We start from the raw sequence: 23,177 nt of genomic DNA on the forward strand, positions 1-23,177 counted from the left end.
ATTACCTACTTATGAGAAATTCTACGCACAATGCGCTACTTTTAGCTTTATTTACGGTCTTTACGACTTTTGGTCAAGAAGAAGAGCAAGATTTACAACTTACATCTAAAGATAGTATAATCATAAGCTCATCGATGTTAGGCTTAGGTTTTAACTTTGTTGATGATTCAGGTGATGTATTTGATGAATTACTCTCTGTAGGAACGCAATGGAACTACGTGCCTTATCCTTCCCGCATAAGTTATGGAAGATATATAAAAAGTGGTCTTGGTTTTGAGGCAATAGGTACTTTTAATAAATATTTAGTTGGTAATGTTATTGATGGAGACATCAATACAGAAGAGAAGAATTATTACGCTATCGATTCCCGAATTTCATACGATTTAAATAAACTAATTGGGCAAACTGCTTGGTTCGACCCATATGTGGGTGTTGGTATAGGTTATACGCATGCTAATGATCAACCAAGAGGCACATACAATGCAGTAGTTGGCTTTAGAACATGGATATCAGATAGAATTGGAATTGATTTCAGTTCTTCAGGAAAATGGGCCATGAGTACTGAAAATGCAACAAATCACGTACAACACGCCATTGGAGCCATTTATCAATTTGATATTGAAAAGGGGTTATCTAAAAAGGGGGAAGAAAAATTGGCCTTAATAAACGAAATAGCTGAAGAAAATAAAAGAATTGCAGATTCTCTTGCAACTGTAAATCGATTAAAAGAAGAGGCACTATTAGCCGAACGTTTAGCACAAGAAAAAGAAAAAGCAAGATTAGCAGCAGCTGAAAAGGCCAAAGAAGATGCCGAATTAGCTAGAAAGCAATTAATAATTGATGAAATAAATTCATTAGGAAAGGTACGTTTTGCATTAAACTCATCATATTTAAGTTCAGAAGCAAAATCGGTTGTAAAAGGTTTAGCTGAAGTTCTTAAAAGGAATGTGGAGATAGAAATGAAAATTACTGCCCATACCGATGCTAGAGGTACTGATAAATATAACCTCTGGCTTTCAGAACGGCGCGCAAATAGAACCGTAAATTATCTTATCTCATTAGGTATTGAATCTACAAGATTAACAAGTTTAGGTATGGGAGAAATGGAGCTTTTAAACCATTGTGATGATGGGGTGCGCTGCACAGAAAAAGAACATTTGGTAAATAGAAGGTCAGACTTTATGGTTAGTAAATTTTAAGAAGTAAATGGTTATATAAATATTTTAATTAATGCCTTTTTTGTTTTACCAGAAACAATAAAACAATTTAAGTTTTTAGTTTTATTCTAAACATCAAATTCTATTTATCATTTTTTTAGAGGAATAGAAAGATACTACTCAATTATACGCATTAGAAATGTATGATATTGTAAAGGTTGTTTTCGCAGAGGATATAGCTTAGTAAGAGAATTCAGATTTTTAATCACCTATTTTTTAAGGATGTACAAGCTAATTAATCCAACTTAATTTTATTTTTTAAATGAGCAACAATTTCATCGGCTATTAATTGACGTCCATTTGTATTCCAATGATGGTCATAGATTAAAGTTGTTGGCATTTTAGAATTTTCAAAAGAATCAGCAAAGTCAATTAGGTCAATACCGTTAATGTTACAAAACTCAATAAATCGTTTACTAGTTTTACGCGAATCAAAAAGAATAGAAGTTTTGTTTTTATCAAAACCATATTGTTTTATTAGGTTTTTGAAATTGTCAATTTTTAATTGATCTTCTTGATTTAATTGTTTTTCTGTTTTAGAATTGATATGGCCAGAATTTACTTCTTCTATTGCTTTACCTTGAATAATTCGTTTTACATTATCTAAGATGCCAATCTTTGAGGCATATGAAATTAGTTTTATGTTATCACGAATTTTAAATACGGTGGAATTAAGCATTTTAATTCTATCTCGATTTGGCTCATATTTGCCGCGCCCTAAATCACTGTCATAATTCAAATAGATAATAATTTTATCTATGAGTTTAAAATCATTTTCATAGGCATGTATTAAATGTAGTTGATTTGCTAAATCGTATCCGGCATAACCATATTCATATACTTCTACATCCGGTATTTTGTTTTCTATTTTCTTTCCAGTTGAAGTGTCATAATCTTCGTGGAAACCTTCAATAAAAGAATCGCCAATTAGAGCAATTTCAATTTTATTTTTTAAGGGGTGGAATTCATTTTCCGAATTAAAACCAGAAGAATTTATTCTGAATTCCGAGAAATTTTGATTTCTATTTCCGGTTACTGAATACCCCTGATGATTAGGAACTCGTTTTTCAACTTCTAATTCATCAATATATCTAGGAGGGTCTTCCGTGTATAAATGAAATATTCGCACTAATACTTCTAAAGCTAAAAGAATTAGGATTACGTATAGTACAGATTTAAATATAAGTTTTTTCATCTCCATTAAAATTGAAAATAGATAAACGAACGATTTACACCATCGTCATAGAAAAGTAGCATTCCTAAGATTAGGATAGTATAGATAGAGAACCTTACAATTCTAGACTTAAATTTAAATGGATTTCTTTCATCTCTACGGATTAGAAATTCATATAAAGTGAATAGCGCAATTAAAATATAAAAATCAATCATGCGATATCCCATAGGGTGCGCATAAGGCGAATAGCTAAAATCATTACCGATTTGCTTTATATATGCAAAAGAATCGGTTAGGGTAGGCGAGCGAAAAAAGATACGCGAGAATGTTACCAATGTAAATGTTAATAGCACTTGTCCTATTTCTTTTATTGATGGCAACCATGTATTCTCAGCAACTATATTGTGCGCATACATTCTATTTCTGCCCATTAGGTAAACTGGAATATAAAAAAGTGCGTGTAAAGCACCCCAAAAGATAAAGGTCCAGTTTGCACCATGCCAAAACCCACTTACAATAAATATTATGGCAATATTACGCATGGATAGTAACTTACCAACTCTGTTTCCACCCAATGGAATATATAAGTAATGCCTGAACCAGGTGGACAATGAAATATGCCAGCGTTGCCAATATTCTGCAACATTTCTAGAGAAATTTGGGAATTTAAAATTCGACATTAATTCCACACCAAAAAGTTTAGCTGTGCCAATTGCGATATCTGTATAGCCACTAAAGTCACCATAAATTTGAAAGCTAAAAAGGCAAACACCAACAATAAGAGTTGAGGCAGGATATTGTGGGTAATTTGCAAATATGTCATCAACTATTGGTGCAAGTGAGTCAGCTAATACTAACTTTTTAAAAAATCCCCATAAAATAAGTTTTAAGCCACTTGTAGCTTGGTCATAATTAAACACTCTTTTATTGGAAATCTGGGATAATAAATTTGAAGCTCTCTCTATTGGACCCGCTACTAATTGCGGAAAAAATGCAACAAAGGCTGAGAATGAAATTAAATCTTTTGTAGGCTGTAACTTTTTATAATAAATATCAAAAGAATAGGACATTGTTTGAAAGGTGTAAAAGGAGATACCCACAGGTAAAATTACCTTTAGCGTCCAAGTACTTTGCATTTGATAACCGAATACAGTGAACATTTCAATGAAAGAATCTACAAAGAAGTTGAAATATTTAAAGAAGCCTAATAACCCAAGATTAAAGGACATACTAACCCAGAGCCAATATTGGGCTTTTTTTTTATCGTCTATATTTTTAAATATTTGCTGCCCCACATAAAAATCTACAAGGGTACTAAGCATGATTAGAATTAAAAAACGCCAGTCCCACCATCCGTAAAACACATAACTGGCAACAATTACCAAAATGTTTTGGTGGCGCAGATTCTTCTTGAAAACTACCCAGTATAGGAAGAATACCAGCGGAAGAAATAGCAGAAATTCGAATGAATTGAAAAGCAATTTACAAGTCTATTTTAAGATGTTTGTACTAGGAAGTTATTTGAACTCCTTTGGTTTTTAAAGCTCCGACTAAAAGATAATTCATTTGCTTATTGTTAACCTCATACGCTTTTAGGTCTTTTAAACATTCATTGTTTAGGTACAGAAAGTCAAAAACAATTGTTTTTAATAACTGATTTTCGTTAGATTCTGAATTAATAAGTACATGATTTTCAATGTTAATATCGGAATCAACTTCTATAAACGAATATTTTGAAATAGGGGCAGAAACTGATGGTTTACCTTTTATTTTGTATGTTATTTTATGTAGTTTCTCATTTAGTTTTTTGTCTCTTAAGAATTGTTTAAAATCGTAGAATTTTTTAAAACCAGCGGCTATTGCACTTGCGACTAAAGAGTTCTTGTCATAATAGATATGATATTCAAAATCATAAGTTTTATTCGACCAACGTGTTTTGTAATCAAAATAGCCCTTAGAGAAATCAAAGACTTTCATTTTATTATCGATACTCCATTCAATTAATTTCATAATTGTGATAGATCCCAAATGAAATTTAGAATAATCAATATCAAAAACGGTTATGGCATCGAAAAGTTCTGAGTCGGAAAAGTAATTAAGGGTTACTCCAATAGGTTTTCCAGAATCATATATCACAAAAAGTGAGGCCTTCTTTTCCAGAATCATAGGATATGCAACTTCGTGATAAAAATTCCATTCTTCTGGCCGTAGATTATTATTCGCTACTTTTTTATCATCAAAACGTTTTTCAAGTAAACTTTTAAATGCTGTGAAAACTTCATCATATTCACTTTTTGAAATAGCACCATAAAACATGCGATATTCAATGTTAAAGCATTGTTCAAATCTTTTTTTATACTTATTTAATTTGTATCGACTACTCTTACTGAATGTTGTCGACATATACTGTGTAATGTCTTTAAATTCATCTAATTGAACCAAAAAACCAGGGTATTGTTTTGTCTTATACAAGCCTAATTTATTTTGTCGATTATTAGTTTCAACTTCGAAAAAAGTAGGCACATCATAAATAAGAAACACTTTGCCTTTGAAATCTTGTATAGAATTATTCGTTAGTTCGTAATTAATCCCTTTCGTATATGTGCGACCTACATTCGTAAATATTGGTAAACTACTTGTATTTGTAAACTTTAAAGGGCTTATAAATTCAAATTTTCTACCTTGTTTCGAGTCGTTAAAATGCTTTGAATAGATATCAGAAAATATGTCTGAAACAAATGGGTTGTGTTTTAATGACATAAGTAAATTATTGAATTTGAGAGAAAAATCGATAAGCCGGAAAATATTCTGAATAATCTTCAATAATTTCACGATCAATTTTCGCTTTTTCGCTCTCCACTAATCGATCATAAATCTCTTGATTTACAATAACTTTCCAGAGATTAAATGGTCTTAACTTTTTTGAAAAACTTGATTTAAACGAAAATAATGAATCTTCACGATTGTTTTTACCGCCACCTAAGTTGAAGTATTTATACCCTTGTTCTGTGCCAATAATGCGCATTTCATCAATTAATAATTTCAACGGGTTTAAATGCATGAAGTTATCTTTGGTTCCTGCTAAGTGATATTCAATAATATCATCAGTTTTAATGAATATGGCACCCCCAGTCACCTCTTGTGTTTCGTTATGAATTACCATTAAAAGTTCTGTCTCAAAATGGCAGCCTAGCATCAATTGATAGAAATAACGTTCATCAAAAAAGTAACTGAGGTTAGCATGAACACGGTTCATATTTTCGTAATACATTTCAATAAATACCTTAATATCATCCTCGGAAGTACCTTTACGAACTGTACATTCTCTACGGGCTTTATTTATATAGGTTTTTAAACGACTACTGTATTGCTGTCTTTGTATATCTAAAGGTTGTGTTAAGTCAATATTCACTACATTATTATGATGAACAATTGACCCTATGCCGTTTAATATAAATTCTTGAGATTCGATATACGGATGCAGTCTTGAAAAAACCGAAATAATATTATTCTCTTCAAAAAAAATATTCAATTCTTTTTTGAAATCTATATTATCAAATTCATCTAAATCGGTATGATGTATTGGGCCAGCATAACCGTAAACAGAAGTAGCATCAAAATATGAAGTGCCTTCTATTTTTCTGATTAATAAGGGTAATGCAATTATAGTACTTTCACATTCATACCTTATTAGAATTGGTTCTTCATTTTCATTTTTCGATAGATGATGATAATAATAAGTATGATAAAAATCGGAGTGATCGATTAAATCAAGTGCTTCATTCCAACTTTCTTTATCTCTAATAATTTCAATCATAGTATTCTTACTTAGGACTTGAAAGCTTATAAAATTGATATTATTCAAGTTTCTTTATAAGTATCAATTATAAGCCGTATTTGCACAATTATTCTCGAATTCAGTTTAACTGATTCGTAAATATTTTAGCATAATAGTCTGTAGATGACATGTTTTGGGGAGGTAAAGCTATTTTACATTTTAATTAAGGTATTATTAAAACGTCATGATTTAAGTCTGAAATTAGTATAATAAAGGTATACTTATTCGGTAAATAGTAAATAGAAATCATTCTGTTTTTTAAAAAAAACTTATTAACCTTTTTAGTTTATAAAGCTCAATAATTTCGGATGATTTTTAAGTTTTAACGTTCTTTAAATATTCTATTTGGAGATGGGTAAAATTGGCCAATATCTGGCAATGATAATAGAAAGGGTGTATTTATTCTTATTTTAGAACTTTAAATTCATTAAAGTTAAAAATGAAATTTTCAGGCTTGTGAGCGTCGTCCATGAAATTAGCGGCATTATAATGAATATTTAGACCTGCATCAATCAGGCCAATGGAATGCCATCCAAGTTTAATTGGACTAACAAAATCTTTTTTAAGATTATCTGCGATATAGTAATACTTACAATTGGGAAATTCATTCTCGATACGTTTGAAATTCTGCTGAGCGGGTTTTTCACTACCAATTGCTTCGGAAATTACAGTGACATCAATAAATTCAGTTATTCCAAGCGCATCAATTTTAGATTTTTGAGTAGTTTCTCTACCATCAGTAATAATACCAATTTTTCCATTGTTATTTTTAATGGCATTTATGAAATCTAGAATACCAGAAAATAATTTAATATTTGGGTAGTGGTTTCTATACCAATGGATAAGCTGTTCTATGGAAACTTCGTAATTTTCGGAAAGGAAATTAAATACGTTTTCTTTATTCCTATATAATGAAAACATTCGTACATAAAGCGCTCTCCAATTACCTTTATCTAGCTTTTTAGCAATTTCTGAATATGCAGATTTTAGATAGTCTATTTCATTGTATAGCGTATCGTCTAAATCAAAGACTATTACAGTATTTGAATCAACCTTTATATCCATGTACTATAATTTCATCATCATAACGAATCATTAGTAAATCGTCTTCCCAGCAGTCAAAGTCAGCCTCAATTTCTTTGTTTAAAATGTATTCCTCCAAAATCCATTTTGGATAATTAGCACCAGCCAGATAGGAGAGGGGATAACCTCCGCCAAATCTAGGGTTTATTTCGATACCATAAATTTTAGGCTCTGAATGATGTTTAAAAAATTGAGCCGTTAAACAGCCTGTAGCTCCATCTATTGAGCTCAAGTGTTCTTTGATATAATCAACTAATTCGTTTTTTGCTGTAACTCCGGTATTTACTTCACCATCTCTTACAACTATTCTTTTTCTTGGTACAATACATTTTAATGCACCTTTTCTATCATAATACAAATCGCAAGTAAACTCGTCGAATTTATCATGATCTATATACTCTAAGAACATTAGTTTCTCATTCTCAAAATGATAATCTGTGAGTTCTTCTTTAGAGCGAATCAAATAGGTGTCAACACTTCTACTACCATCAGAGGGCTTAATAAACATAGGTAGTTCAAAATTATCTTTCGAATACTCTTTAGCTATTGCAATTCCTTTAGACTCAAAAAAATCATGAATCACACGTTTATCTCTGCATTTGCTAATAAAATCAGTTGAAGATATAACAGCTTGAATACCATTTTTAATTAGTAATTCTTCATTTGCAGCTAAAATTGCTAATTCGGTATCGATGGTGGGTATAATTAGTCCAATTTTATTCTCCTTACATAACTCAATTAAAATTGGGATGTACGTAGGATCGCTTAAGCGAGGAACTTCAAATGTACCATCTGCAGTCTGACATGCAGCAGATAATCTAGGATTCATATCTGAGGCAAATACTTGACTTTTAGGGTTTATTTTTTTAAGCTCTTTTTGAAAAGCTCTTAATAAAGATACACGCCTACCGGCAGAAGTAATTAAAATATTCATTTAATAAAACTATAAAGGGGTCTAAACACTTTTATAAACGGTTTAATTGCACTTTTATGATTAAAAATCCAAACCATAAACGAATATTCTAATCCGTGATAATCTTCACCAATGAAATTGTTTAGTGGATAAGCATTTATTTTTTCAAAATCTACTAACATTTCAGGTATTTTATCTATTGAAATATCAGATTTCATTAAACGTACCATCAAGAAAAAAACAAAAGACTGTTGCCGCGTTCTAAGTCTATTTATACACTGTTTTGCTTGTTCGTGTTCAGCGGGAATAGTTTTAATAAGATCATTATACACGTGCGCTGCGTTTGCATTGTCGAAAATAACCTTATTATAATGTTCTCTACTTTTATTACGCATTGCAGAGTTAGGTAAAATTCGATAACGATGGACATCTAAATCGAAATGTGCCATTTTTTTAGCTTTACAGAAAAGCTCGGCTGCAAGAATTGCATCTTCCATCCATCTACCTTCAATAAAACGTATACCACTTTCAATTAAAAACTCTCGGTTTATAATAAACCACCAAATCTCATTTTTAAATTTTCGTTCGGCTATATATGTTATGCCATCAGTAATATGCAAATTATCAGCCTCAATTTCATTTAAATTTCTTGAGGTTTTTGGCCCATCAAATTTAAAATCGTGGCTATGAAATGTAAGTATATCAAGATTGTTTGCTTCAATTACTGATAATAATTTACCAACAACATTTTGAGCTAAGAAATCATCAGGATCTAGAAAAAATATGTATTTACCAATTGCAAGGTCTAGTCCTGAGTTTCGCGCGGCACCAACACCACCGTTCTTTTTGTCTAAAACTTTAATACAAGGATGCTTAGTCGAATATTCGTTAGCTATTTGTAGCGTACTATCTTTAGACTCGTCATTAACCACAATGATTTCAATCTCATCTGTATTCAGATTTTGATCTAAAAGACTATCTAGGCATTCTGGTAAATACTTTTCCATGTTGTAACATGGTATGACAAAACTGAGTTTCATGCTGGTAACAATTGGTTATGGTAAAATCTTCTCATTGTAACGAAATTCAATTTAATTTATTTGAAACCTTATCAAAGGTTTAAATTAATTTCCTTCAAAAAACTCCATAGTTGCACTAGTTGCCGAAGAAATATCATCACTTTTGATAACCTTCATAACGGTAAGCCATAGAATTTTAATATCGAGTATAAAGGAACAATTATCGACGTACCAAACGTCTAAATCGAACTTTTTCTCCCATGAAATGGCATTACGACCATTAACTTGAGCCCAACCTGTAATACCTGGCCGAACCAAATGTCTTCGTTTCTGCTTTTCGTTATAAAGCGGTAAATATTGAACAAGAAGTGGTCTTGGACCAATTAAGCTCATATCACCTTTTAAAACGTTTAATAACTGTGGTATTTCGTCTAGGGATGTTTTACGTACCATACTGCCTACTTTTGTAAGGCGTTCAGCGTCACTTAAAAGCTCTCCACTAGCATCTTTTTCATCTGTCATAGTCTTGAACTTGATAATTTTGAAAACTTTTTCATCCTTACCAGGTCTGGCTTGAACAAAAAAGGCTTTTCCTTTATTTGCAATAATTAACAAAATAAAGGCCAAAATAAATACAGGACTAGCTATAATTAATATAGTAAGTGCAGTAAAAAAATCTAGTACTCGTTTTAGAAACGCTTTATACATCTTAATGATTTAGTATTCCAAGTTTAAATTAAACTCGTTTTTTATACCATTCGTATACCGTTGCGATACCTTCTTGCAAATTGACTTTATGTTTCCAACCTAATTTGTTGAGTTTACTTACATCTGTCAATTTTTTTAAAGTACCATCTGGCTTGTCTGAATTGAAAATAAAATTACCATTAAATCCAATTTCAGACTTTATATTTTCGGCTAAATCAGCAATCGAAATATCCGAACCCGTACCAATATTTAAATGTGTATTTCTAATTTCATTCATTTTATTAACAATAGTGTCTTTAAAATCAATATTTTCCATTAAAAACACACAGGCATCAGCCATATCTTCAGACCATAAAAACTCGCGCATTGGCTTACCTGTGCCCCAAATTTCAACGGTAACAGAGCCATCATCAGCTATATTAATTCCGTATTTCGAAAGTATGTTGAGAATTTCACCTTTAGAACTACTGCTGGAAACACCTTCAATGGGCATTTTATTTAAATCTTCCGAAATACTTTGCCAATCATCAGTTTCTAAAGCCTTACCTAGGTGTACTTTGCGTATTAATGCCGGTAACACATGTGATTTTTCTAAATCAAAATTATCATTAGGTCCATATAAATTTGTGGGCATCACCGAAATATAATTGGTATTGTATTGTAGATTGTAACTCTCACACATCTTTATACCTGCAATTTTAGCTATTGCATACGGTTCATTTGTGTATTCAAGCACATCTGTAAGTAGGTAATCTTCTTTCATCGGTTGCGGACAATTTTTAGGGTAGATACATGTGCTACCCAGAAAAAGCAACTTTTTCACTTTGTGTTCAAAACTTTGATGAATTACATTATTCTGAATCATTAAGTTGTCATACAGAAAATCGGCCCTATAGTTATTATTTGCAACAATACCACCAACCTTAGCTGCAGCCAAAAGAACATATTCTGGCTTCTCTTCTTTAAAGAAAAGACGCACCTGTTCAGTATTGGTTAAATCTAACTCCGAATGCGTTCTCGTAATAAAGTTAGCATAACCTTTAGACTTCAGGTTTTTGAGTATTGCACTACCCACTAAACCTCGATGTCCTGCAATATAAATTTTAGAATCCTTATTCATTCCTATTCAAAGTAATTTAAAGTACGATAGCCACCATCTTGTAAATACTTATCTTTTTTCATCAACATAATATCACTTTGCATCATATCATTGACCAAGTCTTTTAAGTCGTACTCAGGCGTCCATCCTAATTTATTGTTAGCTTTTGATGCATCACCAATTAGAAGCTCAACCTCCGTTGGTCTAAAATATGCCGGGTCAACTGCTAAAATTTCTTTACCAATCTCTAACTGATATTCAGGGTTGTTGCAGGCCTTTACATAGCCTTTTTCATCAACGCCTTCACCTTTAAACTCTAATTCAATACCTACTTCAGCAAAACTCATTCTAACAAAATCACGAACGGGAGTAGTTTTACCTGTAGCGATAACCCAATCTTCGGCTTCATCTGCTTGTAAAATCATCCACATCATCCGTACATAATCTTTTGCATGGCCCCAATCTCTTTGGGCATCTAAATTACCAAGGAAAAATTTATCTTGAAGTCCGAGTGCGATACGCGAAGTTGCTCTTGTAATTTTACGGGTTACAAAAGTTTCACCTCGTATTGGTGATTCGTGATTAAAGAGAATACCGTTACAAGCGTACATATTGTATGCTTCGCGGTAGTTTACAGTAATCCAATAGGCATACATTTTAGCAACTGCATACGGACTTCTAGGGTAGAAGGGCGTAGTCTCACTTTGTGGAACCTCTTGTACCTTACCATAGAGTTCAGATGTAGAAGCTTGGTATATTCTCGTTTTTTCTGATAGGCCTAATAAACGTACGGCATCTAATATTCGTAAAGTTCCTAAACCATCAGCATTTCCAGTATATTCAGGAATTTCAAAGGAAACATGCACGTGGCTCATTGCTGCCAAATTGTATATTTCGTCAGGTTGAATCTCTTTAATTAAGCGTATAAGGTTGGTACTATCGGTCATATCACCATAATGCAATATGAAATTACGATTTTCTATATGCGGATCTTGATACAAATGATCAATACGATCTGTATTGAATAAAGAAGATCTTCTTTTAAGACCGTGAACTTGGTAACCTTTTTTCAACAAAAATTCGCTTAAATAAGCTCCATCTTGCCCCGTTACGCCTGTTATTAGTGCAACCTTTTCCATTTATTTTACTTGAGGGGATTAATTTTATATTTTAAACAGCCCAATAGGCTAAACTTTTTTCATGCAGATTTTAGACCGCAAATATCGTGTTTAAGATGTCAACCTTAAAATATATTGGAATAATTGTAGGAAATGGTGGATGAAGTGCTTGTTAAAATTGTAAGTTTTTAATGACCAATTGAACAAAAGAAGAATTTACATAGTTATTTGCCATCAAGTAATTATTTCATATAATTAATAGCCTATTTATCCTAATAAGGTTTTTTTTAAATATAATTATGATTTAGAGAATATTAGTCATTAAGCGATAATGAATCAACCAAATTTGCAAATTCGCCACATAGTATAGATTTGTCATAAGTGGTTTCAGCTAATTTTCTAGAATTTTTCCCCATTTCTATACAAATTTCTGGGTTTGATTTCAAGTAAAGAATCTTATCGGCTAATTCCAGTGGATTCTCGGGATTTACAAAATAGCCGCAATTATTATCTTCAACTAAGTCTTTGGTCCAACCTGCAGAATTCACTATTATAGCCTTTTCAGCTGAAAGAGAGTCGAATAATTTATTAGGTGAATTAGTTGCAAGTATTGGAATGTTTTGAAAGGTTATTAAAGAAACATCGCATTCATTTATAATTTCAGAGAGTTCTTCCATTGGTTTATTTCCAAGAAATTTAACATTTTTCAGATTCTCTTTTTCACACCTTTCTTTTAATTCTGTTTCTGATGCACCTCCACCTAAAAATATAAATTCGATGTTATTCTCATTTTTCAAAATTTCGGCTGCATCGATTATATAATGCATTCCATTCGCTATGTTCATTGCTCCAAAGTACACAACCCTAAAAGCATCTTCCTTAAGTTTCATTTTATTTACAACATTCATGTTTTTTGGCCTATTCCAAAATTCATCAATTTTAGACATATTAGGAATCATTGAGACTTTTTCTTTAGGAATATTTCTTTTTAAAACGCCGTCGTACATTCCTGGTGAAAGTGCCACTATATGCTTTGCATTTTTATAGATTGTTTTTTCAAGAAGCAAAGCAATTTTTATCAAAAATATATTCTTTAGCCCTCCCATTTGAATAGGTACTTCTGGCCAAAGGTCTCGAACTTCAAACAAAAAAGGTTTTCTTTTAAACCATTTCATGGCCAGTGCAGGTAATCCAATTGTTAATGGAGTAGAGGTAGCAATAACTAAATCGACATTTTTTTCTTTAAAAGCTACTGGAATAGATTTAAATACAAATTTTAAAAACGACATCAGTCTCTGATAAAAGTTCATAGAGCCACTATCATAATGTACATTTAGGTAAATAACATTTATACCATCAATTTCTACTTTTTGCATTTTGGTATTTATTCTCTTGTTCATGGTTAGCATAGTAACCTTATGACCATTTTTAATTAACTCTTGGGCTATCCAATAGGATCTAGTACTGCCAGGTTGATAGGGAGTGTGAAAATATTGATGTATATAAAGGATGTTCATAGTTGAAAATTAGGGGGCTTGATGCTAAATTAAAAATAGTATCTATATCTTTTACAAACAATAAATATTTGAAACCGATTAATATAAAAACAAGTGGAATCAAATTTTATTGTATTAATAAAATTTGAATTGGGTTATTATCAAAAACAAATTTAACTTAATTATACAGTAAATAAAAAATTTGCCTTTGATATCCAGAATAGATGAGATTAGAAGACAAGTGACTTTTGAAAAAAAATATTCTAATTTTAATTATAAGGGATAGTTCAGAATTTTTACATTTTGAACAAAGGGAAGTGAAATTTAGTTAATTACTGATAAAGCAATATAATCTTGAGTTCATAATTTCATTATTAAATCAGAAAAGCGAATTGCACTTCTATTAACATTCATTTTAAAACATTAGGGAGAAAACTATTAAATTTAAACTATTTTTGTATTATTTTAAATGGCGATATTCATTTTCACCTTTTGTTTAAATGTATGTTATTCTTAAAGTTTTATTTGATGTTTTAATCAAAAATATATACTTAGATATATTAATTGTCAGTTATAACCTTTTAAGATTTTACGCAATAATAAAACTAAACAGGTATGCAGTTTTTGAAAACAATCAACAAATATTGCCTTTTTTTACTAGTGTTTTCAGTAACTTTTGAAAATTGGAATCCGTTTAAATTAGGAGGTGTTGTTTCGGTAACTTATATGGCAAGTGTGCTATATATTTTATCTTGGGTACCATTATTGAAAATAAATTTTAGTATAAATTCGTTTAAACAATATTTCATTCCTCTAGGAATATTTACCGTTATAGGTGTTATTTCAACAGCTTTAAATAGTACATATGCTATGTCAATTGTCGACACGTATGATGGTAGAGTAATTTTACTTGTAATCTTAATGTTTTTAATAGTAAATCATTTCTATAACGATAATGATTTGATTGTAAAGGTGTTAGATGTTTATGTGGTTAGTGTTGTATTAATGTACTTTATGGTATTAATGGGTGTGGGCACGGAATATAGTAACGGAAGACTACTGCTTTTTGGCGAAAACCCTAATTCTACAGGGGTGAAAGTTGTAATCGCCTTTCTTATTATTGTGTCGAGATTAATTAGTGAAAAGGCAACATTGGGTAAAACTTTACTTAGGATACTTTATATTTTTTGCACATTAAATCTTATTATTTTAACGGGCTCTCGAGGAGCTTTGGTTTCCGTTTTTTTAGGTTTGGCTGTATTAATTATGTTTATGAAAATAAATGTTTGGAAAAAACTAATGTTAGGAATTGTAGGGCTTGTTTTTTCAATATTGTTTTTAAATATTGTCATGGATAGCAATCCAGTATTTAAGAAAAGAATAATGAATACTATAGAAAAAGGGGATACAGGAAGAAATGATTTATGGATTGCCTCTTTGGATATAATTGAGGATAATTTATTTTTTGGTGTTAGTATGGCGGGGGCATTACCAGCTATGTTTAAGCAAATTGGTAGACATGCCGACCCACATAATGTTTTTTTGTATGTCTTTATGACTACCGGATTTTTTGGTTTTATCTTTTATATGCTTTTTATTTTTAGATTAGGTAGAAATCTATATAAAGATTTTAGAGCCACTGGCCAAGTTTTATTTATAATGATGCTATTTGTAGTTCTTTTCAATATGGGGAAGTCAGGGGGAGCTATTGGAAAAATTTTCTTTTGGTTTTTCTTTGCTATTTTAATAGGATCTACTTTTAAATCAAAATATATTGCTGACAAAGGCGTTGATACAAATGAAAACAAAGTATCATGAAAATATTAGTAATATCTAATAATTACCCTTCAAAAGAGGCTCCTACTTATGGGACCTTCGTTTATAACTTAATTCAACAATTCGCAAAGTTAGGGCACGACGTAACAGTTATTTCGGCCAGTTCGGCTTGGAAAAGAAATAAATTTAAAGATTCGAATTCAGGATATGGAGAAGAGTTGGCAAGAATTTATCGACCAGCAGCGATTTCGGTTTCAAATAAATGGATTTTTGGTTATAATACGCACCACATCGGGGAAAAATTTCATGTTAGGGCGGTTAAAAGGGTAGTTGAAGATAATAATATTGAGTTTGATGTAGTATATGCTCATTTTTTGGTAAATGGTATAGTGGCTGTTAAGGCATTATCGCATTATAATAAACCAATAATAGTTGCTGAAGGGGAGCTCAAAAATATTAACCTTCGAAAGGCTTATTATCGTCCTAAGCAGTACGCTGATTTAATAGCCAAAATAAATGGTATTGTAGCGGTTTCTCCACAAATCAAAGATAATTTGATTGAAGTTGGAGTTGACGCCAATAAGATAATAATAAGTCCGAATGCAGTTGATTTAAATCGTTTTTACAAACGAGATAGAATTAAAATGCGTGAGAAATATAGACTACCAATTGAGAAAAAACTTATCATATTTGTTGGTCGATTTGTAGAAGATAAAGGACCACTAAGAGTTTTGAGTGCTATAAATCGATTGGATGACGTAAAAATAATTTTTGTAGGCAGTGGTAATCAAGAGCTAGAAGGTGAAAATATTGTTTTCAAAAACAAAATAAAAACTGAGTTCGTGCCTGAGCTTTTGTCGGCAGCTGACTTATTTGTTCTGCCTACCTTACATGAAGGTTCATGTAACGCAATTGTTGAAGCAATGGCATGTGGACTACCTATAATTTCTTCTGATATTCCTGAAATTCAATTTCAGTGTGACCCATCATTTTCAATTCTTGTTGACCCAATGAATATAGGTGCTATTGAAAAAGCGGTTAAAAAGGTTCTTAATGATGAAGAATTAATTAAGTCTATGAGTGATAATTCGCTTTCAATTGCAGAAAAATTCGATATAACGGAGCGAGCAAAAACAATTTTATCATTTCTTGAAAATTCTATTAAATAGAAAGATTTATATTCTATTATAAAAGTATAAACAACTGTTATAATTTTGCCATAATTATTTATTTCGAACATTACTGTTCTAAACAAGGACTTTTAAATAAGTTATGTGTTATTTGTATCGTAGACAAAACATCAGCCTAAAAATTTAATATACTTAAATTAATGAAATTTAAAAATCAAGATAGAGATGTAGCGAAGAAGAACGTCTTTTTCGTTGACCCTATGAGTTACAATAATTTAGCAATTTATGATTACTCATTAATTTCAAATATTGAAGGGTACAATATTGATTTTTTCTGTAATAAAAAATACGATTATAAAAAGTTAAAAAAATCTAATTATCATCCAATTTTTAATTATGCAGAGAAAAAAGGATTTTTTAAAATATTTAGCTTTTTATTAAGCCAGATAATTATAGTTTATAAAATTTTCACCAGTAATGTCTCAATTGTGCATTTTCAATGGTTTAAAATTCCATCAATTGATTATTTTTTTCTTTGCATTTTCAAAAAAAGGGTTAAAATTGTATTCACAGCACATAATGTTCTGCCACATAATACAGGTGACAAATATTTGAAAGTTTATAAGAAAATATATGAATTGTGTGACTCAATAATAGTACATTCACCAGTAACAAAATTAGAATTAATAAAGAAATTTAATACTTCAAAAGAGAAGATTTCTGTCATTCCGCACGGTACATTGGACTTGTGGTATAATATTGATAATAATAGGGTTAGGGATTTTGAATTAAAATTAGAACAGGATCTCAAACTTGATGGTAGACTAGTATTTGGTGCTTTAGGCACAATTAATAATTATAAGGGTATAAATCTTATAATAGATGCTTGGAAACAAAATAATTTAAGAACAAACAACGAAATTCAGCTGCTTATTGCAGGCAGTGGAGAATATGAAAAATTAGATGAGCTTCATTCAATCGATAATGTATCTATTATTAATAGGTACCTAAGTAATGAGGAGTTTTTAGCATTGTTAAAAATAACAGATTTTGTGCTTTTACCTTATAAACAAATATCCCAAAGTGGTATACTATTAACAGCTTTAAACGAAAAGAAACGTGTGATAGTTTCTAACGTTGGGGGATTGAAAGACCCTTTTGATATAGGAGATATAGGCTATGTTATGAAAAATTTGAATGCCGTAGAATTAAATAAAGTAATATCTAAAGCTATTGATGAGCAAAATAATATTCCTAGTGCAGCAATTTGGAATCAAATTCTTTCATACTATGATTGGTCGGAGATTGGCAGAAAAACTAGCCAATTATATGCTGAACACATAACTTAAATACTGTTTAAACCATTTATTTAATCTTTTGTCGATTTTGAAGTAGCAATATCAAATTAGATAGAATAATTAACGAGCTTTGTCGTTTGATAAATATACTTTGGACTTAAAATTGAAGTCTTTAAAGAATAAGAAAAATTTAAATAAAACATGGATCAAAATAATTCAATTACCATCCAGAAAGGTACTTTAAAAGGTAAAGTAAAAGTTAGTGGGGCTAAAAATAGTTCATTAAGACTACTTGCGGCTTCACTTTTAAGTAAAGAACCCATAGAACTCAATAATTTCCCAAACGGATTATTAGATGTACAAGTACATTTAGAAATGTTAAATGTGCTAGGTAAAGATTATACGTCCATAGCTGATACTGTAATAATTAAGGAAAATAAATCGGAAATTACTATTCTAGAATGGGATGGCAGATCCATTCGTAATACACTTCTAATTTTAGGTGCGCTAACGGCACGCTTTGGAAAGGGGAAAGTTCCATTACCAGGTGGTTGCAAGTTAGGCGAGCGAAAATATGATTTACATGTTATGCTGCTAGAACAATTAGGAGCTAGAGTATGGGAGGAGGGTGATTATCTTTGTGCGGAGGTAAAAGGAAGGCTAAAAGCAAATGATATTCATTTGCCAATGCGTTCAACTGGCGCTACAGAAAACTCAATAATTTGTGCATCTTTAGCGAATGGAAAAACAACCATTTGGAATCCTCATATTCGACCAGAAATCATGGATCTTATTGATATGCTAAATAAAATGGGAGCAAAAATTACTGTTTATGGTCAGAAGTGTATTGTTGTAGATGGTGTCGACGAATTGGAAGGTGTTAAACATAGTGTCATCCCCGATAACATGGAGGCTCTAACATGGGCAATAGGGGCGGTAATTACGAAAGGAGAGGTAGAAATCGAAAACTTCCCATTTGAGCATTTAGAAGTACCCTTGGTATATCTCAGAGAAAGTGGAATGAAGTTTTATAGAGGTGATTCAAGTCTTATTGTAAGAGGAGGTGAAGCTTATCCAATTGAGATTAGTACGGGTCCTTATCCTGGTATTAATTCTGATATGCAACCTTTATTTGCAGTGTATGGAGCTATGTCTAATGGAATTTCTAAAATTGTAGATTTACGTTTTCCAGGTAGATATGGTTATGCCGAAGAGTTGGCTAAAATGGGTATGGAGTATCATGTCGATGGCGATATGCTTGTCATAAAAGGAGGTAATTCTTTAAAAGGAGCTAGGGTAAATGCTTTGGATCTACGTGCTGGGATAGCCTTATTGCTTGCTGGACTTACAGCAGAAGGTCATACAGTTATCGAAAATTCATGGCAGATTCATAGAGGCTACGAATACCTAGACAAAAAACTAAAGGGATTAGGAATTTCGATTAAATAGGGACAATGTGTAGTATTCAAAGTACTTTAATTGAAATTAAAAAGGAGATTAGACCAAATGGTTTTATTCTAAAGGCCTTTTTACTTGATTATTTGTACAGTCCTCGATTCAGAATTATGCTAAATTATCGCATAGGAAAGTATTTTGCTGGAAAAAAAATTTTTGTTTTTCGGCATTTGGCAGCTTATTACAAAAGGCGGCTAATAGTAAAGAGAGGCTGTGATTTTTCATATTCTTCGATAGTAGGTTATAAATTGAATTTACCGCACCCTATGGGTATAGTAGTTGGGGATCGAGTTGTTATAAAAGATAGAGTTACTATTTTCCAACAAGTAACACTTGGAAGTCATGGAAAAAAAGATAAAGAAACAATGTATCCGATAATTGAAAGCGGTGTAAAGATTTATGCTGGAGCTAAAATTATTGGAGGTATTAAAATTGGTGAGAACGCCATAATTGGAGCAAATTCAGTTGTAAATATAGATGTGCCAAAGAATTCTGTAGCCGTGGGAATTCCGTGTAGAATCATTAAGAACTCGAAATGAGATCCTTTCTATCCGACTTATTAGGTGTAGGTACTTCAAAGATACTAATTGTGACCTTTGGTATTGTAACTTCTATTATTATAGCTCGTACTCTTGGACCCGATAAAAATGGGATTATAGCAGCATTGTTGGTTTATCCATCATTGTTTATGAGTATTGGCTCTTTGGGTATTAGACAATCAACAGCATATTTTTTAGGTAAAGACATTTATACTGAAGATGATATTAAAACTGCTATTTCCCAAATCTGGTTTTTGACATCCATTTTAAGCGTTGTCATATGTTTCTGCCTTATTTATTATTTTAGCAATTCGGGCTCAAATCTTAATTATATATTCCTAGTCGTACTTCCAATTCCTTTTTCTCTTTTTGCAACGTATAATAGTGGCATTTTTTTGGGTAAAAATCAGTTAGGTATGTTTAATAGGATTAATTGGATACCTACTTTACTATTATTGCTTTTTACATTGCTATTTGTAGTTTGGTTAGAACTTGATATTACTGGATATTTATTGGCAATGGTAGGCGGGCCACTTTTTATGTCATTAGTGTTGCTTTTTAAGAATAAGTTTATTAGAGCTTTTAGCATTACTTTTAAATGGGATATTATAAAAAAAATGTTAAGCCTTGGTTTAATTTACGCCTTCTCATTATTGGTGATTAATTTAAATTATAAATTAGATATTATTCTATTAGATTTGTTAAGTGTTTCATATGAAACAGGAATTTATTCAAAAGGCGCTGCAATTACGCAATATCTATGGCAAATACCTATGCTGTTGAGTACTATAGTTTTTGCTCGCAGTGCAGTTTCTAAAAATGATAAAGCATTTTCTTTAAAAATAGCACAATTGTTAAGACTGTCAATTCTTGCTATTGGATTGGGGTCAATTATACTTTTTTTAATATCGGACTTTGTTATTATCGCGATGTATGGTAAAGATTTCTCAGGTAGTATTAATGTTCTTAATATTTTATTACCAGGGGTATTGCTACTCACCTTTTTTAAGGTAATGAATATGGACTTGGCAGGAAAAGGAAAACCCTTGATTGCTTTAAAAGCAATGATTCCAGCACTTATCGTAAATGTTGTTTTAAATTATTTTTGGATTACCCAATATGGTGCAGAGGGTGCTTCTATGGCATCAACAGTAAGTTATAGCATAGCAGCAATCCTATTCTTGTATTTTTATAGTAAGGAAGTTGATATACCTATAAAAACGATTTTGACGTATAAAAAGAGTGATTTTAAACCAATTATTCAAATAGTAAAGAAATTCAAAAAATAATATGAAAATCTATTCTAATTTTGATCTAACTAACTATAATTCATATCGTATAAAAGCGAAATGTAAGACTGCATATTTCCCAGAAAATGAAGAAGATGTAATTAATTTTTATAGTAAGAAAATACCTTTTGTTTTACTTGGAAGCGGCCATAATATAATTCTTTCAAAAGAATATTTCAACTCCAATTTTCTTATTTTTAATGGCAACTATAATGGATTAAAAATAGATAATAATACAGGACAAATAGTTGCTGAAGCAGGTATTACTATGTTGGATATAAGTATTGCCGCATTAGAAAATGAATTATCAGGTGTTGAAATTTTTTATGATATTCCCAGCTCACTTGGCGGAGCTGTCGTTATGAATGCCGGTGCAAGCGGTGAGGAAATTAAAGATGTACTAATTAAAGTGAGATATCTCGATTTAGTAGATATGAAAGTTAAAGAAATTTACAAAGAAGATATGGGTTTCGAGTATCGCAATAGTTTTTTTCAAAAGAATGTTGATAAAGTAGTATTGAAAGTGTGGTTGCGTTTAGAACAAGGTTCTAAAGAGAAAATTGAAAAGAAAATGGAAACCATTAAAGCACAACGCTGGGCAAAGCAACCGAAAAATCACCCTAATGCTGGAAGTGTTTTTAAAAGACCAAAAGGATATTATGTGGGTGCAATTATGGATGAACTTAATTTAAAGGGGTATACAGTTGGTGGTGCTAAAATATCAGAAAAGCACGGAGGTTTTATAATTAACTTTAATGATGCTTCTGGGAACGATATTCTACAAATAATAAGTGAGGTCAAGTCTCAAGTGTTAAAACGTTTTGGAGTCGATTTAGAAGTAGAACAACGAATTATATGAAAATATTATTTGTTATTTCGGTTTTGAAGCAAGGAAGAGGTGGTCATTATCATTCACTAAATCATATATCTAAGGCAATAGGAAGGAATTTAAATATAGGTATTATCACTGTGGGTACTGCAGAGAGTGAGGTGATATTAAGTAATGAATACTTTTTGGGGCATATAGGGTTCAATGGAATTGATATTTTAAATCTCAGAAAAAAATTCCTAAATATCCTAGCAGATTTTAAACCTGATATAATTCATTTTTTCGATATTAATTCATACAATGCGCTAAAACCATTTGTTAATAATAGATATCGTCTTGTCGTAAATCTCTGTGGCGGACCAAATCCAAGAGATTATCCAAGAGTTGAAAATCTAGTTCTATTTAGTAAAGAAAATCTAAAATGGTTTAAGAGTAGGGGAAAATTTAGAAAAGTTAACTTAAGTTTGATTCCTAATCGTGTTAACAAAATTTACACTCAACCAACTCCTTTTATAAAAAAGGATGAAAATTCTTTTTGTTTTTTAAGAATAGCGCGCATTAGTAATACTTATAGTAAGAGTTTTAAAGATGCAATTAGACTAATTAAAAATATCAATAAGGTTTCTAAAAATATAGTAAAGCTTTATATCTTAGGAACTATCGAAAATCAAAATGTCTACGAAGAGTTATTAAGTATAATAGGGAATGATGAAAATATAATAGTTGTCACAGAGGCGGAATACACTTCAGAGGCATCTAAAATGCTATATTTAGCGGATGCTGTAATAGCTACTGGTCGTGGTATAATGGAAGCTTCTTCATTGAGCTTGCCTATACTTACTCCGGCTTCGAATACTGAAATTCCAGTATTAGTAACAAAGAAAAATTATGAAGGATTTTTTTCAACGAACTTTTCACAAAGAAATATAGCCAATAAGCATGACTTACAATATAACTTTGAGAACATAAATAATCTTATTAGTAATCAATTATATTATTCTGAAATTTCGAATTTTTCATTACAATTATTTGAGAATTTTTTTGATGTAACAAATGCATTTACTAAGTATAAAGAATTGTATATGTCAGCTTCTAAACAAACTAAAAATGTAGGTAAATACAAAGACCTATATTTAAAACTTAGGACTTTGTATCATTTTTATCTTAATTCTAAATAATACATTCTAGTAATTTTT

The 23,177-nt window shown here is 31.1% G+C and carries 20 protein-coding genes; 9 read left to right on the plus strand and 11 right to left on the minus strand.

Going from position 1 to position 23,177, the window contains the following annotated elements:
• Nucleotides 1-11: 11 nt before the first annotated feature.
• The gene (locus UH7x_RS15690) at nucleotides 12-1,199 is read left to right on the plus strand and encodes an OmpA family protein (RefSeq protein WP_482360866.1); all 1,188 of its coding nucleotides are present in this window, start codon (nucleotides 12-14) and stop codon (nucleotides 1,197-1,199) included.
• Between the two features lie 253 nt (nucleotides 1,200-1,452).
• Here the strand turns inward: UH7x_RS15690 and UH7x_RS15695 are convergent, their stop codons facing one another.
• The 11 genes from UH7x_RS15695 to UH7x_RS15745 all read right to left on the minus strand — a co-directional run bounded on the left by UH7x_RS15695 (nucleotide 1,453) and on the right by UH7x_RS15745 (nucleotide 13,686).
• Entirely contained in the window at nucleotides 1,453-2,412 is a 960-nt protein-coding gene (locus UH7x_RS15695) for a hypothetical protein (protein ID WP_482360867.1), read from the minus strand.
• Nucleotides 2,413-2,417: 5 nt separating this feature from the next.
• Nucleotides 2,418-3,713, minus strand: coding sequence for an MBOAT family O-acyltransferase (locus tag UH7x_RS15700; RefSeq protein WP_482360868.1), 1,296 nt, complete (start codon nucleotides 3,711-3,713; stop codon nucleotides 2,418-2,420).
• 187 nt (nucleotides 3,714-3,900) lie between these two features.
• The gene (locus tag UH7x_RS15705) at nucleotides 3,901-5,151 is read right to left on the minus strand and encodes a GNAT family N-acetyltransferase (RefSeq protein ID WP_482360869.1); all 1,251 of its coding nucleotides are present in this window, start codon (nucleotides 5,149-5,151) and stop codon (nucleotides 3,901-3,903) included.
• Nucleotides 5,152-5,158: 7 nt separating this feature from the next.
• Nucleotides 5,159-6,208: a GNAT family N-acetyltransferase gene (locus UH7x_RS15710; protein ID WP_482360870.1), complete on the minus strand. Its 1,050-nt coding sequence runs from the start codon at nucleotides 6,206-6,208 to the stop codon at nucleotides 5,159-5,161.
• Nucleotides 6,209-6,634: 426 nt separating this feature from the next.
• Nucleotides 6,635-7,294 carry an HAD family hydrolase gene (locus UH7x_RS15715; protein ID WP_482360871.1) on the minus strand — a complete coding sequence of 220 codons (660 nt, stop codon included), beginning with the start codon at nucleotides 7,292-7,294 and terminating at the stop codon, nucleotides 6,635-6,637.
• The gene (locus UH7x_RS15720) at nucleotides 7,278-8,246 is read right to left on the minus strand and encodes an ATP-grasp domain-containing protein (protein WP_482360872.1); all 969 of its coding nucleotides are present in this window, start codon (nucleotides 8,244-8,246) and stop codon (nucleotides 7,278-7,280) included. Before UH7x_RS15720 ends, UH7x_RS15715 begins: the two co-directional genes overlap by 17 nt.
• Nucleotides 8,243-9,265 (minus strand): glycosyltransferase, encoded by a 1,023-nt coding sequence (locus UH7x_RS15725; protein WP_482360873.1) that lies wholly within the window; start codon nucleotides 9,263-9,265, stop codon nucleotides 8,243-8,245. The genes UH7x_RS15720 and UH7x_RS15725 overlap by 4 nt, the downstream gene beginning before the upstream one ends.
• 84 nt (nucleotides 9,266-9,349) lie before the next feature.
• Nucleotides 9,350-9,952 carry a sugar transferase gene (locus tag UH7x_RS15730; protein WP_482360874.1) on the minus strand — a complete coding sequence of 201 codons (603 nt, stop codon included), beginning with the start codon at nucleotides 9,950-9,952 and terminating at the stop codon, nucleotides 9,350-9,352.
• A gap of 28 nt (nucleotides 9,953-9,980) precedes the next feature.
• The gene (locus UH7x_RS15735) at nucleotides 9,981-11,072 is read right to left on the minus strand and encodes a GDP-L-fucose synthase family protein (RefSeq protein WP_482360875.1); all 1,092 of its coding nucleotides are present in this window, start codon (nucleotides 11,070-11,072) and stop codon (nucleotides 9,981-9,983) included.
• Nucleotides 11,073-11,074: 2 nt separating this feature from the next.
• Entirely contained in the window at nucleotides 11,075-12,190 is a 1,116-nt protein-coding gene (gene gmd, locus UH7x_RS15740) for a GDP-mannose 4,6-dehydratase (RefSeq protein WP_482360876.1), read from the minus strand.
• Nucleotides 12,191-12,483: 293 nt separating this feature from the next.
• On the minus strand, nucleotides 12,484-13,686 hold the full coding sequence (locus UH7x_RS15745; RefSeq protein WP_482360877.1) for a glycosyltransferase family 4 protein: 1,203 nt from the start codon (nucleotides 13,684-13,686) through the stop codon (nucleotides 12,484-12,486).
• A gap of 594 nt (nucleotides 13,687-14,280) precedes the next feature.
• Between UH7x_RS15745 and UH7x_RS15750 the strand changes: the two genes are divergently transcribed.
• The 8 genes from UH7x_RS15750 to UH7x_RS15785 all read left to right on the plus strand — a co-directional run bounded on the left by UH7x_RS15750 (nucleotide 14,281) and on the right by UH7x_RS15785 (nucleotide 23,159).
• Nucleotides 14,281-15,483 (plus strand): O-antigen ligase family protein, encoded by a 1,203-nt coding sequence (locus UH7x_RS15750; protein WP_482360878.1) that lies wholly within the window; start codon nucleotides 14,281-14,283, stop codon nucleotides 15,481-15,483.
• Nucleotides 15,480-16,610, plus strand: coding sequence for a glycosyltransferase family 4 protein (locus UH7x_RS15755; RefSeq protein WP_482360879.1), 1,131 nt, complete (start codon nucleotides 15,480-15,482; stop codon nucleotides 16,608-16,610). The genes UH7x_RS15750 and UH7x_RS15755 overlap by 4 nt, the downstream gene beginning before the upstream one ends.
• Nucleotides 16,611-16,771: 161 nt before the next feature.
• Entirely contained in the window at nucleotides 16,772-17,920 is a 1,149-nt protein-coding gene (locus UH7x_RS15760; RefSeq protein ID WP_482360880.1) for a glycosyltransferase, read from the plus strand.
• A gap of 150 nt (nucleotides 17,921-18,070) precedes the next feature.
• Nucleotides 18,071-19,318: a UDP-N-acetylglucosamine 1-carboxyvinyltransferase gene (locus UH7x_RS15765; RefSeq protein ID WP_482360881.1), complete on the plus strand. Its 1,248-nt coding sequence runs from the start codon at nucleotides 18,071-18,073 to the stop codon at nucleotides 19,316-19,318.
• Nucleotides 19,319-19,323: 5 nt separating this feature from the next.
• Nucleotides 19,324-19,863 carry a serine O-acetyltransferase gene (locus tag UH7x_RS15770; RefSeq protein ID WP_482360882.1) on the plus strand — a complete coding sequence of 180 codons (540 nt, stop codon included), beginning with the start codon at nucleotides 19,324-19,326 and terminating at the stop codon, nucleotides 19,861-19,863.
• Nucleotides 19,860-21,152, plus strand: a complete 1,293-nt coding sequence (locus UH7x_RS15775; RefSeq protein ID WP_482360883.1) for an oligosaccharide flippase family protein — start codon at nucleotides 19,860-19,862, stop codon at nucleotides 21,150-21,152. Before UH7x_RS15770 ends, UH7x_RS15775 begins: the two co-directional genes overlap by 4 nt.
• Before the next feature lies 1 nt (nucleotide 21,153).
• A complete protein-coding gene (gene murB, locus UH7x_RS15780; protein WP_482360884.1) occupies nucleotides 21,154-22,011 on the plus strand; it encodes a UDP-N-acetylmuramate dehydrogenase in 858 nt (285 codons plus the stop codon).
• On the plus strand, nucleotides 22,008-23,159 hold the full coding sequence (locus UH7x_RS15785; RefSeq protein ID WP_482360885.1) for a glycosyltransferase family protein: 1,152 nt from the start codon (nucleotides 22,008-22,010) through the stop codon (nucleotides 23,157-23,159). Before murB ends, UH7x_RS15785 begins: the two co-directional genes overlap by 4 nt.
• Nucleotides 23,160-23,177 lie beyond the last annotated feature (18 nt).

It is taken from the genome of Aurantibacter sp. UH7, from assembly GCF_056839165.1.

Excerpts from the sequence above, each read along its gene's own strand:
- UH7x_RS15690 (WP_482360866.1), top strand. The coding sequence starts at position 12 with ATGAGAAATTCTACGCACAATGCGCTACTTTTAGCTTTATTTACGGTC.
- UH7x_RS15695 (WP_482360867.1), bottom strand. The coding sequence starts at position 2,412 with ATGAAAAAACTTATATTTAAATCTGTACTATACGTAATCCTAATTCTT.
- UH7x_RS15700 (WP_482360868.1), bottom strand. The coding sequence starts at position 3,713 with ATGCTTAGTACCCTTGTAGATTTTTATGTGGGGCAGCAAATATTTAAA.
- UH7x_RS15705 (WP_482360869.1), bottom strand. The coding sequence starts at position 5,151 with ATGTCATTAAAACACAACCCATTTGTTTCAGACATATTTTCTGATATC.
- UH7x_RS15710 (WP_482360870.1), bottom strand. The coding sequence starts at position 6,208 with ATGATTGAAATTATTAGAGATAAAGAAAGTTGGAATGAAGCACTTGAT.
- UH7x_RS15715 (WP_482360871.1), bottom strand. The coding sequence starts at position 7,294 with ATGGATATAAAGGTTGATTCAAATACTGTAATAGTCTTTGATTTAGAC.
- UH7x_RS15720 (WP_482360872.1), bottom strand. The coding sequence starts at position 8,246 with ATGAATATTTTAATTACTTCTGCCGGTAGGCGTGTATCTTTATTAAGA.
- UH7x_RS15725 (WP_482360873.1), bottom strand. The coding sequence starts at position 9,265 with ATGAAACTCAGTTTTGTCATACCATGTTACAACATGGAAAAGTATTTA.
- UH7x_RS15730 (WP_482360874.1), bottom strand. The coding sequence starts at position 9,952 with ATGTATAAAGCGTTTCTAAAACGAGTACTAGATTTTTTTACTGCACTT.
- UH7x_RS15735 (WP_482360875.1), bottom strand. The coding sequence starts at position 11,072 with ATGAATAAGGATTCTAAAATTTATATTGCAGGACATCGAGGTTTAGTG.
- gmd (WP_482360876.1), bottom strand. The coding sequence starts at position 12,190 with ATGGAAAAGGTTGCACTAATAACAGGCGTAACGGGGCAAGATGGAGCT.
- UH7x_RS15745 (WP_482360877.1), bottom strand. The coding sequence starts at position 13,686 with ATGAACATCCTTTATATACATCAATATTTTCACACTCCCTATCAACCT.
- UH7x_RS15750 (WP_482360878.1), top strand. The coding sequence starts at position 14,281 with ATGCAGTTTTTGAAAACAATCAACAAATATTGCCTTTTTTTACTAGTG.
- UH7x_RS15755 (WP_482360879.1), top strand. The coding sequence starts at position 15,480 with ATGAAAATATTAGTAATATCTAATAATTACCCTTCAAAAGAGGCTCCT.
- UH7x_RS15760 (WP_482360880.1), top strand. The coding sequence starts at position 16,772 with ATGAAATTTAAAAATCAAGATAGAGATGTAGCGAAGAAGAACGTCTTT.
- UH7x_RS15765 (WP_482360881.1), top strand. The coding sequence starts at position 18,071 with ATGGATCAAAATAATTCAATTACCATCCAGAAAGGTACTTTAAAAGGT.
- UH7x_RS15770 (WP_482360882.1), top strand. The coding sequence starts at position 19,324 with ATGTGTAGTATTCAAAGTACTTTAATTGAAATTAAAAAGGAGATTAGA.
- UH7x_RS15775 (WP_482360883.1), top strand. The coding sequence starts at position 19,860 with ATGAGATCCTTTCTATCCGACTTATTAGGTGTAGGTACTTCAAAGATA.
- murB (WP_482360884.1), top strand. The coding sequence starts at position 21,154 with ATGAAAATCTATTCTAATTTTGATCTAACTAACTATAATTCATATCGT.
- UH7x_RS15785 (WP_482360885.1), top strand. The coding sequence starts at position 22,008 with ATGAAAATATTATTTGTTATTTCGGTTTTGAAGCAAGGAAGAGGTGGT.